Origin of the sequence: Streptomyces spongiicola, from assembly GCF_003122365.1 — a bacterium.
In the GTDB taxonomy this organism is placed as follows: domain Bacteria; phylum Actinomycetota; class Actinomycetes; order Streptomycetales; family Streptomycetaceae; genus Streptomyces; species Streptomyces spongiicola.
The window spans coordinates 1,950,955-1,965,956 of record NZ_CP029254.1 but is presented as its reverse complement, the minus strand read 5'-3'; the positions used below and the strand labels follow the sequence as shown (position 1 = coordinate 1,965,956).

Here is a 15,002-nt window from a genome sequence, read left to right as displayed (position 1 = left end):
GCGGCGCCGACCCCGAGCGGAGACCCCGTGTCGCGGCGCTGTGCCATCTTTTCCACCTACGTCACGCAACGGCGCGCGACAGGAGCCAGAGGACATGCAGACCAAGCTGGACGAAGCCAAGGCCGAGCTGCTCGAAAGGGCGGCCCGGGTAGCTGAGCACAGCCCGGGCGGGGGGCGACTTCCGACCGGGGCCGACAGCGGGGAGCGCCCTGACCGGGACCACCTCCTCGCGTTCCTCCAGCGCTATTATCTGCACACCGCACCCGAGGACCTCACCGACCGCGACCCCGTCGACGTCTTCGGAGCAGCCGTCTCGCACTACCGCCTCGCGGAGAACCGCCCGCAGGGCACGGCCAACGTCCGGGTGCACACCCCGACCGTCGAGGAGAACGGCTGGACGTCCAGCCACTCGGTCGTCGAGGTCGTCACCGACGACATGCCGTTCCTGGTCGACTCGGTCACCAACGAGCTGTCCCGTCAGGGCCGCGGAATCCATGTGGTGATCCACCCGCAGGTCGTGGTCCGCCGCGATGTCACCGGCAGGATGATCGAGGTCCTCGGCGGCGAGCCGAACGGTGCCGCACTGCCCCACGACGCCCTCGTCGAGTCCTGGATCCACGTCGAGATCGACCGGGAGACCGACCGGGCCGACCTCAAGCAGATCACCGCCGATCTGCTGCGGGTCCTGTCCGACGCCCGTGAGGCCGTCGAGGACTGGGAGAAGATGCGCGAGGCGGCGCTGCGCCTCTCCGAGGAACTCCCGCGGGAGCCCATCCCGGGCGATCTGCGCGAGGAGGAGGTCGACGAGGCGCGGGAGCTGCTGCGCTGGCTCTCCGACGACCACTTCACCTTCCTCGGCTACCGCGAGTACAACCTGGTCGACGGTGACGCGCTGTCCGCGGTGCCCGGCACCGGCCTCGGTATCCTCCGCTCCGACCCGCACCACGCCGGAGCCGACTCCCAGGGGCACCCCGTGAGCCCCTCGTTCAACCGGCTGCCCGCCGACGCCCGGGCCAAGGCCCGCGAGCACAAGCTGCTGATCCTCACCAAGGCCAACAGCCGCGCCACCGTGCACCGCCCCAGCTACCTCGACTACGTGGGTGTGAAGAGGTTCGACGCCGAGGGCAACGTCATCGGCGAGCGCCGATTCCTCGGCCTCTTCTCGTCCGCCGCCTACACCGAGTCCGTGCGCCGCGTCCCGGTCATCCGCCGCAAGGTGGCCGAGGTCCTCGACGGCGCGGGGTTCTCTCCGCACAGTCACGACGGCCGCGACCTGCTGCAGATCCTGGAGACGTACCCGCGCGACGAACTCTTCCAGACGCCCGTCGACGAGCTGCGCTCCATCGTCACCTCCGTCCTGTACCTCCAGGAGCGCCGCAGGCTGCGCCTGTACCTGCGCCAGGAGGAGTACGGCCGGTACTACTCCGCCCTCGTCTACCTGCCGCGCGACCGCTTCAACACCACCGTCCGCGAGCGGCTGACCGGGATCCTGATGGAGGAGCTCGGCGGCACCAGCGCCGACTTCACCCTGATGAGTACCGAGTCGGTGCTCACCCGGCTGCACTTCGTGGTGCGCGTGCCGTCCGGTACGGAGCTGACGCACCTCACCGACGCCGACAAGGAGCGTCTGGAGGCGCGGCTGGCCGAGGCGGCCCGCTCCTGGGCCGACGGATTCACCGAGGCGCTGAACGCGGAACTGGGCGAGGAGCGCGCCGCCGAACTGGCGCGCAAGTACGCGGGCGCCTTCCCCGAGGGGTACAAGGCCGACCACTCGCCCCGCGCCGCCGTCGCCGACCTCGCGCACCTGGACCAGCTCACCCGGTCCGGCAACGACTTCTCGCTGTCGCTGTACGAGCCGGTGGGCGCCGCGCCCGGCGAGCGCCGCTTCAAGATCTACCGGTTCGGCGAGCAGGTCTCGCTGTCGTCGGTGCTGCCGGTCCTCAACCGCCTCGGCGTCGAGGTCATCGACGAGCGCCCGTACGAGTTGCGGTGCGCGGACCGCACCACCGGCTGGGTCTACGACTTCGGTCTGCGCATGCCGACCGCGCCGGGCAACAGCGGGGAGTTCCTGGGCGACGACGCCCGCGAGCGGTTCCAGGACGCCTTCTCGGCCGTGTGGACCGGGGCCGCCGAGAACGACACGTTCAACTCGCTGGTGCTGCGGGCCGGGCTCACCTGGCGCGAGGCGACGGTGCTGCGCGCGTACGCCAAGTACCTGCGCCAGGCCGGGTCCACCTTCAGCCAGGACTACATGGAGGACACCCTCCTCAACAACGTCCACACCACCCGGCTGCTGATCAACCTGTTCGAGGCCCGGATGGCCCCGGACCGCCAGCGGGCCGGCACCGAGCTGACAGACGCCCTGCTGGAGGAGCTTGACGCCGCGCTCGACCAGGTCGCCTCGCTCGACGAGGACCGGATCCTGCGCTCCTTCCTCACCCTCATCAAGGCCACGCTGCGCACCAACTTCTTCCAGCAGGCGGCGGGCGGCTCCTGGCACGGCTATGTGTCGATGAAGTTCGACCCGCAGGCCATCCCGGACCTGCCGGCGCCCCGCCCGGCGTACGAGATCTGGGTGTACTCGCCCCGGGTCGAGGGCGTGCACCTGCGCTACGGCAAGGTCGCCCGCGGGGGCCTGCGCTGGTCCGACCGGCGCGAGGACTTCCGCACCGAGATCCTGGGCCTGGTCAAGGCGCAGATGGTGAAGAACACCGTCATCGTGCCGGTGGGCGCCAAGGGCGGGTTCGTCGCCAAGCAGCTCCCCGACCCCTCCGCGGACCGCGAGGCGTGGCTCGCCGAGGGCATCGCCTCGTACCGGACGTTCATCTCGGCACTGCTCGACATCACCGACAACATGGTCGGCGGCGAGGTCGTGCCGCCGAGCGACGTGGTGCGCCACGACGGCGACGACACCTATCTGGTCGTCGCGGCGGACAAGGGCACGGCGACGTTCTCCGACATCGCCAACGAGGTCGCGATCGCCTACGACTTCTGGCTCGGCGACGCCTTCGCCTCCGGCGGCTCGGCCGGCTACGACCACAAGGGCATGGGCATCACGGCCCGAGGTGCCTGGGAGTCCGTGAAGCGGCACTTCCGGGAGCTCGGCCACGACACCCAGACCCAGGACTTCACCGTGGTCGGCGTCGGCGACATGTCGGGTGACGTGTTCGGCAACGGCATGCTCCTCTCCGAGCACATCCGGCTGGTCGCGGCCTTCGACCACCGCCACATCTTCGTCGACCCCGACCCGGACTCTGCCGTCTCGTACGCCGAGCGCCGCCGGCTGTTCGAGCTGCCCCGCTCCTCGTGGGCCGACTACGACACCGGGCTGCTGTCACCGGGCGGCGGCATCCACCCCAGGACCGCCAAGTCGATCCCGGTCAACGCCAAGGTCCGCGAGGCCCTCGGCATCGAGTCCGGGGTGACGAAGCTGACGCCCGCCGAGTTGATGAAGGCGATCCTCCAGGCCCCGGTCGACCTGCTCTGGAACGGCGGCATCGGCACCTACGTCAAGGCGTCGAGCGAGTCGAACGCCGACGTCGGCGACAAGGCGAACGACGCCATCCGCGTCGACGGCGACGAGCTGCGGGTCAAGGTCGTCGGCGAGGGCGGCAACCTGGGCCTGACCCAGCTCGGCCGCATCGAGTTCGCACGCGGCGGCGGCCGGGTCAACACCGACGCCATCGACAACAGCGCCGGCGTGGACACCTCCGACCACGAGGTGAACATCAAGATCCTGCTGAACGGCCTGGTCGCCGAGGGCGACATGACCGTCAAGCAGCGCAACAGGCTCCTCGCGGAGATGACCGACGAGGTCGGCGGGCTGGTGCTGCGCAACAACTACGCGCAGAACGTGGCCCTGGCCAACGCCGTCGCGCAGTCGCCCAGCCTGCTCCACGCCCACCAGCGCTTCATGCGCCGACTGGGCCGGGAGGGCGCGCTGGACCGCGCGCTGGAGTTCCTCCCCAACGACCGGCAGATCCGCGAGCTGCTCAACAACCGGCACGGCCTGTCACAGCCCGAACTCGCCGTCCTGCTCGCCTACACCAAGATCACGGTGGCCGAGGAGCTGATCGGCACCTCGCTGCCGGACGACCCGTATCTGCGGGGACTGCTGCACGCGTACTTTCCGGAGCCGCTGCGGGAGAAGTTCCCCGAGGCCGTCGACGGCCATGCGCTGCGCCGCGAGATCGTCACGACCGTGCTGGTCAACGACACCGTCAACACGGGTGGTTCGACCTTCCTGCACCGCCTGCGCGAGGAGACGGGGGCGTCGATCGAGGAGATCGTCCGCGCGCAGACCGCGGCCCGTGCGATCTTCCGCCTCGGTGAGGTGTGGGACGCCGTGGAGGCGCTGGACACCAGGGTCGCCGCCGACGTCCAGATCCGGATGCGGCTGCACTCGCGCCGTCTCGTCGAGCGAGGCACCCGCTGGCTGCTGGGCAACCGGCCGCAGCCGCTGGAGCTGACGGAGACCATCGACTTCTTCGCGTCCCGGGTCGACCGGGTGTGGGCCGAGCTGCCGAAGATGCTCAGCGGCGCCGACCTGGAGTGGTACGAGGGGCTGCTGGAGGAGTTCACCGTCGAGGGCGTCCCCCAGGAGCTGGCCACGCGGGTCGCCGGATTCTCGTCCGCCTTCCCGACGCTCGACATCGTGGCCATCGCCGACCGTACGGACAAGGACCCGCTCGCCGTCGCCGAGGTCTACTACGACCTGGCCGACCGCCTGCGGATCACCGAGCTGATGGACCGGATCATCGAGCTGCCGCGGGCCGACCGCTGGCAGTCCATGGCCCGTGCCTCCATCCGCGAGGACCTCTACTCGGCGCACGCCGCCCTGACCGCCGACGTCCTCGCCGTGGGCAACGGGACCGCGACGCCGGAGCAGCGCTTCAAGGCGTGGGAGGGCAGGAACGCGTCGATCCTGGGCCGTGCCCGGATGACACTGGAGGAGATCCAGGGGTCGGACACGTTCGACCTGGCGAACCTCTCGGTCGCCATGCGCACGATGCGGCAGCTGCTGCGCACGCCCAGCTGACCGGCTTCCCGGCGGCTGAGCCGACCCGCTGTCCCTGTGGGTGAAGGGGGCGTCCACCGTCGTGGTGGGCGCCCCCTTCGTTGCCTTTCAGTGCTTTTCGGTTTCTTTCGGTGTCTTCAGCGTTCTTCAGCGTTCTTCGGTGTTCTTTCGGTGTTCTCCAGCGCCTTTCTGTGCACCTCCGGTGCCATGTCGTCCCCTCGCGCGTCATGCCCGGTCGACCGTCATGCCCGGTCGACCGTCATGCCCGGTCGACCGTCATGCCCGGTCGACCGTCATGCCCGGTCGACCGTCGTGCCCGGCCGACCGCAGCCTCCGGGCCGGCAGCGCGGCGAGGCGCCGGCCGGTGTGCCGGGAGGTGAGGCGGACCGCGGCCGGGACCGAGCAACGCGGACCGCCGGGCCCCGCTCCGGGGCCCTACGGCTGGGACCCGGGATCCCGAGGACCCGGGCCCGGCGGGTGCCCCGCTACTTCTTCCGGGTGAAGGCCTCGTACTCCGCGACGACTTCCTTCGCCGGGCCGTCCATCCGCAGCGTCCCGGACTCCAGCCAGAGTGCCCGGTCGCAGGTGGTGGTGATCGCGGAGTTGCTGTGGCTGACGAGGAAGACGGTCCCGGCCTCCTCGCGCAACTCGGCGATCCGCTGCCGGCTGCGCTGCTGGAAGGCGGCGTCGCCCGTCGCCAGCGCCTCGTCGATCAGCAGGACGTCATGGCTCTTGGCCGCGGCGATGGAGAAGCGCAGCCGGGCACCCATGCCGGAGGAGTACGTCCGCATGGGCAGCGAGATGAAGTCGCCCTTGTCGTTGATCCCGGAGAAGTCGACGATGTCCTCGTAGCGGGCATGGATCTCGTCGCGGGTCATGCCCATCGCGAGGCCGCCGAGGATGACGTTGCGCTCGCCGGTCAGATCGCCCATCAGCGCGGCGTTGACCCCGAGCAGCGAAGGCTGGCCGCGGGTGTAGATCCTGCCTCCGGCCGTCGGGAGCAGGCCGGCGATCGCCTTCAGCAGGGTGGACTTGCCGGAGCCGTTGGAGCCGATCAGCCCGATCGCCTCGCCCCGGTACGCGGCGAAGCTGACGCCCTTGACGGCGTGGACCTCGCGGCTGCCGTCCCGGCCTGGGCGGCGGGTGAGGATACGGCTCAGCGCGGCGGTGGCGGCGCCGCGGCCGGTCCTCGCGCCGTTGACCCGGTAGGTGATGTGGACGTCGTCCACCACGACGGTCGGGGTCCCGCCGGCCGGGGTTGCCCCGGTCGGGGTGGTGTCCGTCGGACGCGCCGGACGTGCCGGACGTGCCGGACGCGCCGGGTCGGTCGCCGTCTCAGCCATGGCCGTACTCCTCCTCCGCCTTCCAGAAGTACACGAAGCCGCCCACTCCGAGGAGTACGGCCCAGCCGAGGGCGAGCGCCCACACGTGCGGCGGCAGCTGGGCCCCGGTGTAGCCGTCTATGAGCGCGAAGCGCACGAGGTCGATGTAGACGGCCACGGGGTTGCAGCGCAGGGCCAGCACCACGGGCTCGGGCAGGTCCAGGCGCTTGAGCACCATGGGAATGCTCCACATCACGCCGGACACGTACATCCAGGTGCGCAGCAGGAAGGGCATCAGCTGAGCGATGTCCGGGGTGCGGGCGGCGAGTCGGGCGACCACCATCGCGATGCCGGTGCTGAACACGGCCTGGAGCGCGAGGGCGGGCACGGCCAGCAGCCAGGAGGGCTTCGGGAACTCGCCGAAGCACATCAGGATCACGGACAGCGCGCCCATCGAGAACGCCAGCTGCTGGAGCTGTTGCAGGGCGAGCCCGATGGGCAGCGCGGCGCGGGGGAAGTGCAGGGCCTGGACGAGGCCGATGCTGCCCGAGACGGCACGGGTGCCGGCGGTGACGGAGTTGGCCGTGAAGGTCCACACGAACACGCCCGTGACCAGGAACGGCACGAAGTCCGGGATGCGCCTCGCGGTGCCCATGAGCACGCCGAAGACGAAGTAGTACACGGCCGCGTTGAGCAGCGGGGTCATCAGCTGCCAGAGCTGGCCGAGCTTCGCCTGGCTGTACTGGGATGTGAGCCGCGCGGTGGCGAAGGCGGTGATGAAGTGCCGCCGGGACCAGAGCTGTGCGATGTAAGTGCCGAGCGGCGGCCGCGCACCGCTCACGGTCAGACCGTGCCGGGCGGCGAGGTCGCCGAGGTCGCCGAGGTCGGTGGAGTCCTTCGCCGGTGGTTCCGACGGCCTGGCCGTCGGGCTGATCACGCTGGTCACTCGCTCGCCTTCGCCGAGGTCGGGAGGTACGGCCGGCACGGAGGCCCGGTGTCCGGGCTGTGACCGGGGCGGCAGGGGCCCGGCCACAGCCCGGACACCGGGCCGGTGCGCGGACATCCGGCCGGTGCGCGGGGCATCCGCCACAGCCCGGACACCGGGTCGTGTGCGCCCGTCGGTCGGCGGATGCAGGTCGGTGGCGCGGCGCCCGTCGGCCGACGGGCGCGCAGTGGTCTGACGGGCGCACGGGGACGATGGATACGCGTGGGGACGGACCCGTTTCGTCGCTACGGTGAGAGTAGGACCGATCGACGTCGGAACGCAACCGTCTCGTCGTCACGGGTATGCTGCTGGACATGACCACGGACCCCCGCGCCCGACGCGCCCCCGCGGGAGCCGCAGTGCTCCGGGAGGACGTGACCGAGGCGATCCGCGCCGCCGTCTTCGAGGAACTCGCCGCGGTCGGCTTCGCCCGAATGTCGATCGAGGGCATCGCCCGCCGGGCGGGTGTCGGCAAGACCGCCGTCTACCGGCGCTGGAAGTCCAAGCTCTCCCTCGTCCTCGACCTGGTCTCGGCCGTCGCCGCCCAGGGCCTGCCCGCTCCGGCCACCGGCTCGCTGTACGGGGACGTCCGCGCACTTCTCGAAGTGGCCGCGCATGCGCTGCGCCACCCCGTCGCCTCCCAGGTCATCCCCGACCTGCTGGTCGAGGCCGCCCGCAACCCGGAGATCGCGGAGACGATCAGGGCCGCGCTGCTGGACGGCCGTCAGGGAGTCGCCGCGCTCGTCGTACGGGACGCCGTCGGGCGGGGAGAGCTTCCGGAGACGGCGGACCCGGATCGCGTCACGGACCTGGTCCTCGGCCCCCTGTACTGGCGGCTCGTCGTCGTGCGCGGTGAGCTGCCCCCGGGGTACCTGGACGATCTCGCCGCATCGGTGGTCGCGGCACTCACCCGCGGCTGACGCGCGGGTCCGGCGCGGTCGCGGCCCGGGGGTGCCGGACCGGTGGGTGCGTCCGGGGGAACCGCCCCGCGCGGCGGGAGCGCGGAGGCCGGCGATCAGCCCGCGCCCGCTTCCGCGGCCGAGGGGCCGGTCGTGCGTGTCGGGTGTGGCGGAAGTGTCGGGTGTGGTGTGCGGCTGCCGTCGAGCCGTGGACCTGCCGCCCCATTTGTGGCTGTGGCTGTGGCTGTGGCTGTGGCTGCGGCTGTGTTCGTACCCGTGTCCGCACATTCGGCTGCACTGTGGTTGGGCGGCGCTGGATGCCGGGGTGCGTCGCCCCGGCTGGTACGCAACCGCGCACAGCGGCCGGCGTGCCCGCTTCGGTTCGCGCCCGCCGCGCCCCCGAGCCGCGCCCGAGTCGCGCTCCACCGGGTGGGTGATCGGCCGCTCGGCGCGTAGCTCCCTCCGTGCGCGGGTCGTTGCCGTGGAGGGCGGGCGCGGAGGCGCCCGCGGGTGTGGAGGTCGCCATGAACCCATCGAGCACGGCCGGGATCCCGGCCGTCCCCGAGGTTCCGGACGGTGCGGAGTCGCCCGACGTCACCGTCGTGGTCGCGGTCCGCGACGACGGGATGCCGCGCCTCGGCCGCTCCCTGGGCTCGCTCGCGGGCCAGACCATCGGAACGGCCCGGATCGAGGTACTGGTCACGGGAGTGCCGGAGCGGCCCCCGGCCGGTGGCGCCGGGCCGTCCGCGGCGGGTCGGTACGGGCGCGCGGCCGACGACCAGTACCGGCCCGCGCCGTACGGGCACTCCGCCGGTGGTGCTCACCGGCAGTCGGCGGCCGACGGCTGCGCACCGCCCGCCGCGATGTCGCCGGGGTCCGCTCGGACGGCCCTGTTCCGGTCGCCGCCGGGCGATACCGGACCGGCGCCGGCGCACCAGCGGCATGAGCCTCACCTGCCTTACCCGTCGTATGAGCCGTATGAGCCGCACCGTTCCCATGAGCCGCACCGTCTCGATGAGCCGCACCGTTCCCATGAGCCGCACCGTCCTCACGAGCCGCTGTGGATCCCGTCCGGCGCGGCCGGGTCGCTGTCGTCTGCGGATCTGCGCGCGGCCGGGCCGCTCTCCGCTGCGGAACTGTGCCCGGCCGGGCGCACCGACACCGTGAACCAGGCCCTGGCTTGTGCACGCGGCCGATACCTCTTCTTCCTCGACGCGGCCGACCTCCTCGGCCGGGAGGCGCTCGCCCGGCTGGTCGACGCGGCCGACAGCCGGGGCCACGACGTCGTCTACGCCAAGACCGCGGCCTCGGGGGCCGCCGTCTTCCGCCGCACCCGGCACGGCGTCGCCCTCGACGACCCCGGGCTGGCCTGGGAGCTGTCCGCCGCCAAGCTGTTCCGCCGCGAGCCACTGGTGCGCCATGGACTGCGGTTCGTCGAAGACGTGCCGGCCGGCCTCGCCGAACAGGTCTTCACCCTCGAAGCGCTCTTCCGGGCGCGCAGCGTCGCCGTGCTGGCCGACTACGACTACCGCTTCGCCGGGGCCGGGGCCGCGGCGCCGGGCCGGGGGCGCCGGTCGGGCCCCGAGACGCGGAACTCCTCGGCGGCCCTGGCGGCGGCCGCGGCGGAGCCCGGCGGCCTGGAGGGCCTGCTGCGCGGGACGGCCGCGGCGATGGCCGTCACCGCCCGCTTCACCGGCCCCGGCCCGCTCGGCGACGGCTACCTGCTGCGGCACTTCGCCCACGAAGGTGACGTCCTGACCGGCCCCGCCTTCCTCAGGGCACCGGAACCGGTACGCCGACGGGTGTTCGCCGGGGTGCGGAGGCTGGTCGCCGACCACCTCGGGGACTCCGTACTCGCCGCGTTGCGGCCCGGGCTCAGGCTCCGGTTCTCCTATGTACGCGCCGATGACGAGGCCGGGCTGGTCACGGTGCTGCGCTACGAGGCCGGGCACGGTGCCCCGCCGCTGCGCACCGATCTCGTCTCCGCGGACTGGCGGCGAACCGGGCCCGCCCGTCACACCCTCGTCGTCACCGCCCGTACCCCGCTGCCGCACCTCGGGACCCTCGGTGCCGGGCCGGTGCGGCTCACCGGCTGCCCGGAGGCCGGCAGCGTGCTGCTGCGGCCGGCCTCCGGCGGAGCCGGTACGGAGATCGAGGTGCGGATCCCCGCGGAGGCGTTCCCGGCGGGCCGGACCCGGATCGGGCTGAGCACGGCGCTCCTCGGCACCGAGCACACCGCCGCCGTGGCGCCCGGAACCGCGCCCCGGCAGGTCCACGCCCTGCGGGGGCTGCGCCCGTACCGGCTGGACGTGAGCCCCGACGGCGGCGACGCACTGGTCGTGGCCGTCATGCCGGTCGGGCTGCCGGCCGGGCCCCGCCGCGCGGAACGGGCCTGAGGCCCGCGGTGGGCCCTGTTCCCTCCCGCATCACGCGACGCGTCCTCGCCGTGCTGACCGGAATCGGTCTTCGGCGCGCGCGGCCCGGGCGTGCCGAGCCGCCTTCGGCGGGCGGCCTCCTGCACGCTCAACCCGTCCCCCGGCGGCCGGAGACAGGGGCGGCCGGAGCCAGGGACCGGCGGGGGTCAGTGGCGAGCGGGGGTCAGTGGCGGGACCGGCGGGGCGTCGACGGAGCGGGCGGCACGGTCCAGGGCACTGGCGAGCAGGGCGAGGTCCGTGGGCCCGTTGCCCAGTTCGCGCACGGGCCGGCGGGCCGGCGGGTCACCCATCCGCTCCCACGCCAGCTCCACGACCGTGGGGCGCAGGGTCGCCGTCCTCGGGATACGGCCCGTCACCCGTCCGCCCTGGAAAGGTGTCACGCTCCCGTCCGGGCGGGCGAGTCTGCCGCGTCCGGGCGCCGGATCTCCCGGGCCCGGTGCCATGGCCGGTGTTTCCAGCACCACCCTCAGCCGGGTGCCGCGGGCCAGTTCGGTGTCCGCCGTGCGGTCCGGGCGGGCGGACGTCGCCACCAGGTGGACGCCGAGCCGCCGCCCGTCCCTGGCCACCGCCTCCAGCGCCCTGACGACCGAACCCGCAGCGGGGCGGCCCGGACTGCCGAGCGCCGGTGCGACCAGTGCGTCGTAGTCGTCGACGAGGACGACGAGCCGGGGCAGCGGCCCGGGTTCCCCCGCCGCCTCCGTCGCCCGTGTCGCTTCCGTCGCTCGTGTCGCTTCCGTCGCTTCCGTCGCCCGTGTCGCTTCCGTCGCTCGTGTCGCCTCCGTCGCCCGTGTCACCCCCGTCCGCGAACGGCCGTCCGCCGGGCGGAGTCCGAGCGTGCCGCCGGGGGGCGGCTCCAGAGCACCGCGCGGGTCCGCGCGGGTCTCCGCCCCTCCGTCCGCTCTCGCCACCGCCTCCGCCGTCGCCTCGGCTCGGACTTCCGCGGCGCCGGGCGGTCGCTGACCGATCAGCCGCTCGGCGACCTCTCGGCGCGTGTGCCACTCCTCGAACGCCTCCCGGCCCAGTAGTTCCGCCCGCTGCCTGAGTTCCGCGCCGAGCGCCCGGGCGAACTCGCGCATCCGCAGGGGGTCGGCGGCGACCAGAAGCTCGGCGACGTGGGGGAGTTCCATCAGCGCCGACAGGCCCTCACCGCGCTCGCCTCCGGCGCCGTCCACGAGCAGCAGCGCGAGCCGGTCCGGCCGGCCTCCGGCCGCGAGCGAGGCCGCGATCGTGCGGAGCAGCTCCGTACGGCCGCTGCCCGACGGGCCCTCGATGAGCAGATGCGGGTCGTCCGACGTGAGGTCCACGGCGACCGGTCCCCGGGGCCCGGCTCCCAGCACGGCCGTGCCCGGGTCCGCCGACGCCCAGCGGGCCATCAACGACGCCGGGGTGGCCCGGGCGAGGTCCAACTCGTCCAGCAGCCGTGCCGACCGGGGAAGCGGGGCCGCCGCCCTGCCCGGCGGCGGGGCCTCCCCGTCGGCCCGCAGCGGCGCCAGGGCACGGCCGAACCGCTCGGCCCACGCCGCCGACACCCCGTCCACCGCCGCGACCGTGCCATGGCCCGCCGGGTGCCCCGCGGCCGTGCGCAGCAGCCGCAACGCCGTGGCCACATCGCCGCTGAGCAGTCCGACGGCACCGCACTCCCGGAATGCCGGTGACGCCGCACAGGCTTCCTCGTACGTCGCCGCCACCGGGGAGAGCGGCGAGGCGGGCGGGGTCTCGGCGAGGCAGACGAGATGGATACCGGCGGCCGCCCCGCCCCGGGCGAGGCGGGCCGTGGTCTCGCGCAGCGCGGCGGAACCGGGGTCGCCGTCCAGGACCACGAGCGTGCGCGGCCCGGTGTGGCGCGCCGCCGCCGTCTCGACGGCGCCGCGCTCCGCGCTCGGCCAGCCCGGGCCGAGCGGCCCGTCGTCCAGCCGCCGGGTCAGCTCGGCCGTCCTGGCGGTGGCCTGGTCGCAGTCGTAGGCGAGGAGCAGCCGGCACTCCTGGCCGTGGGCCGGCCGCAGATGCGGCAGCCAGCCGAGCCAGCCCCACGCCTCCTTGCGCTCCTCCAGCGGCCGGGCGCGGTCGGTGCTGATCAGCACGATCTCCAGGTCCGCCGGCGAGTGGAGCGCGGCGGCCTGGGCGACGACGGAGCGGGCCAGCCCCATGAGGCGGTACCGGGGCCCGGACAGGCCCAGGGATCCCGACTCCCGGAGGCCGACGGTGACGGGCACGGCGGGGGTGTCCGCGCGGTCGGCCGTGCCGAGGCGGACGACGAGGGACTCGGGATGGCGGGCGTCGCGCTCCCACAGCCGTGGTCCCGGGCCGAGCGCGGTGAGCAGCACGGCGGCGGGATCGGGCCAGATCTCGGCGATGGGCTCCGCCGCGCCGGGCAGGCTCGTGCCGTCCGCCTGCGGGAGGCCGGGCTCGTCGCGGCCCCCGGCGAGTCGCCGCGCCCAGGCGCCTATGCCGCGCCTGCGCCGCCCGCCGCGTCCGGTGTCCGGGCCCGCCGGGGCGCCCCCGCCGGTACCGAGGCCGTCAGCCACTCCCGTGCCGTGTGTGGTGGCGCCGGACGCGGTCGGGCGGTCGGGCTTGGTGCCGTGCGGGGGTCGCGCCGTCGCACCGGTGGCGGACGCGCCCGCACGGTGGCCGCCGTGCCCGGCGGGGGCCGCGTCGGAGCCCCTTCCGTACGGTGTGCCGGTGCCGGTGCCGGTGCCGGTGCCAGGCGCGAGGTCTCCGGCTTGGGGGACGCCGTCCGTGGCCCGGAGCGCGCCCCGGGTGGCCGGCCCGGGGTGGGGTGCGGGTCCGGGAGCGACGCTGCCGGACCGGTCGCCGTACGGGGTGCTCCCCGCCGGTCCGGCGTCGGAGGCGCCCGCCCCGTGCCCGCCGTCCCGGCCGTGCCGCGCCGGGTCCCGACCGCCGTCCTCGCCGTACCCGGTCCAGCCGCCCGGCGCACGGGCCTCGCCGTACGGGACGTCCGAGGGGCGAGCGGCCGCGGTCGGCGCGCCCCGGCCGGGACGGCCGGGGCCGGTTCCCGGGACGGCGGAGGAGCCGCCCGGAAGACGGTGGCCGGGGTACGCGGCCCGGTCCGGGCCCGCCTCTCCCGACTGCCCATCGGTGTCCGCCCGGTCCGGGCCCGCTGCCCCCGGTCGCCCTCCGGCGCCGTCGGCCGGTGCGGCGCCGTGGCCGCCCCGCACCCCGGCCGAGGGTCCCGAAGCCAGTGCGTCCGCCCGCCCGTGGAACGCGCCGCCGCCCCGGAGCGAGGCCGGTGGCGAGGTCTCCCCGAATTCCGCCGCCCGTGCCCCAGCTACTCGTTCCCCAGTCGCCTGTTCGTGTGCCGCCTGTTCGTGTGCCGCTTGTTCGTGCGCCGCCCGGTCGCCCGCCGCCCGGTCGCCCGCCGCCCGGTCGCGTGCCCAGGACGGGACCCGGTCCGGGAGGTCTCCGGCAGATGTGGGGCGCGGTACGGGGCGGCGCACCCGCAGATGCCCCTCGCCGTCCGGAGCGATCACCGTACGGCCTTCGGCACCGGACGGGTCCGGCACCGGGGCACCGGCAGCCGACGGGCCGGAACCGGAGCCCGGATCAGGTGGGGAGGCGTAACCCGGATCAGGTGGGGAGGCGGAACCCGGCGCCGGGCGGAAGGCGGAACCCCGGGAAGCCGCCAGCCGGAGCGCGGACTCGCCGATGCGCAGCAGCGCGCCCGGCCCCAGCCGGACCGGGCGCCGCCCGACCTCCGCGCCGTCCAGCGTCGTGCCGTTCGTGGAGCCGAGGTCCGCGACCGTGACGACGCCGTCCCCGCCGACCGTGACCTCGCAGTGCAGCCGCGAGACGTCCGGGTCGTCCAAAGGCACGTCCGCCTCTGCCGCGCGCCCGATCCGGATGCGGCCCTCGTGCAGCAGGTGGACCCCGCCCGCGTCCGGCCCTGCGACCACATGGAGCTGCGCCCGCTCCGCCGCACCCTCGTGGTCCGCCGCCTCGTCCTCGCCCGGAGCGTGCAGCGACAGCACCGCCCCGTCGACGAGCGGCGGTTCGCCGAGCGTGCACCGCCGGGCGTCGAGCCGCTCCCGGCCCGCGTAGAGAACGACCGACCCGGACGACGGTGCCTCCGTCCTCGACGCGGCCGCGGCCAGTGCCGAGGCGACCGCCGCCAGCGCCGTACCCGCGGGGGCGGTGACGAGCACGTCGCTCGCGCGCGTGGCGCCCTGCGAGGACTGGCCGCTGCGCGGCGCGAGGACGGTCAGCCGGATCTGCATCGCCGTCAGCGGTCCCTTCTGCGCGGGGTGCCCGGCAGGGGAGCCGCCCTGTGATTCCCCCCACCCGGCAGGTCGGCACGGCCGAGGGGCTCTCCCGGCCCCGCGGCTCCGT

At 74.3% G+C, this 15,002-nt stretch carries 6 protein-coding genes; 3 read left to right on the top strand and 3 right to left on the bottom strand.

Features of this window, described 5'->3' with window-relative positions; genetic code table 11:
• Positions 1 to 94: 94 nt before the first annotated feature.
• Positions 95 to 5,038, top strand: coding sequence for an NAD-glutamate dehydrogenase (locus DDQ41_RS08510; protein WP_109293940.1), 4,944 nt, complete (start codon positions 95 to 97; stop codon positions 5,036 to 5,038).
• A 464-nt stretch (positions 5,039 to 5,502) separates the two neighbouring features.
• Here DDQ41_RS08510 and DDQ41_RS08505 read toward each other — a convergent pair whose 3' ends face one another.
• Together DDQ41_RS08505 and DDQ41_RS08500 are read right to left on the bottom strand one after the other, a co-directional pair.
• Positions 5,503 to 6,360, bottom strand: coding sequence for an ABC transporter ATP-binding protein (locus DDQ41_RS08505; protein ID WP_262508396.1), 858 nt, complete (start codon positions 6,358 to 6,360; stop codon positions 5,503 to 5,505).
• Positions 6,353 to 7,276, bottom strand: coding sequence for an ABC transporter permease (locus DDQ41_RS08500; protein ID WP_109297619.1), 924 nt, complete (start codon positions 7,274 to 7,276; stop codon positions 6,353 to 6,355). Before DDQ41_RS08500 ends, DDQ41_RS08505 begins: the two co-directional genes overlap by 8 nt.
• Positions 7,277 to 7,626: 350 nt before the next feature.
• Here DDQ41_RS08500 and DDQ41_RS08495 point away from each other — a divergent pair, with 350 nt between their 5' ends.
• Together DDQ41_RS08495 and DDQ41_RS08485 are read left to right on the top strand one after the other, a co-directional pair.
• Entirely contained in the window at positions 7,627 to 8,244 is a 618-nt protein-coding gene (locus DDQ41_RS08495) for a TetR/AcrR family transcriptional regulator (protein WP_172607601.1), read from the top strand.
• 503 nt (positions 8,245 to 8,747) lie between these two features.
• A complete protein-coding gene (locus tag DDQ41_RS08485; protein ID WP_262508395.1) occupies positions 8,748 to 10,619 on the top strand; it encodes a glycosyltransferase in 1,872 nt (623 codons plus the stop codon).
• A gap of 185 nt (positions 10,620 to 10,804) precedes the next feature.
• On the opposite strand, the gene DDQ41_RS08480 is transcribed toward DDQ41_RS08485, so the two are convergent.
• Positions 10,805 to 14,890: an FtsK/SpoIIIE domain-containing protein gene (locus DDQ41_RS08480; RefSeq protein ID WP_162602636.1), complete on the bottom strand. Its 4,086-nt coding sequence runs from the start codon at positions 14,888 to 14,890 to the stop codon at positions 10,805 to 10,807.
• Between the last annotated feature and the right edge of the window lie 112 nt (positions 14,891 to 15,002).

Coding starts and splice junctions, on each gene's coding strand:
- DDQ41_RS08480 (WP_162602636.1), bottom strand. CDS start 14,890: ATGCAGATCCGGCTGACCGTCCTCGCGCCGCGCAGCGGCCAGTCCTCG.
- DDQ41_RS08510 (WP_109293940.1), top strand. CDS start 95: ATGCAGACCAAGCTGGACGAAGCCAAGGCCGAGCTGCTCGAAAGGGCG.
- DDQ41_RS08505 (WP_262508396.1), bottom strand. CDS start 6,360: ATGGCTGAGACGGCGACCGACCCGGCGCGTCCGGCACGTCCGGCACGT.
- DDQ41_RS08495 (WP_172607601.1), top strand. CDS start 7,627: ATGCTGCTGGACATGACCACGGACCCCCGCGCCCGACGCGCCCCCGCG.
- DDQ41_RS08485 (WP_262508395.1), top strand. CDS start 8,748: ATGAACCCATCGAGCACGGCCGGGATCCCGGCCGTCCCCGAGGTTCCG.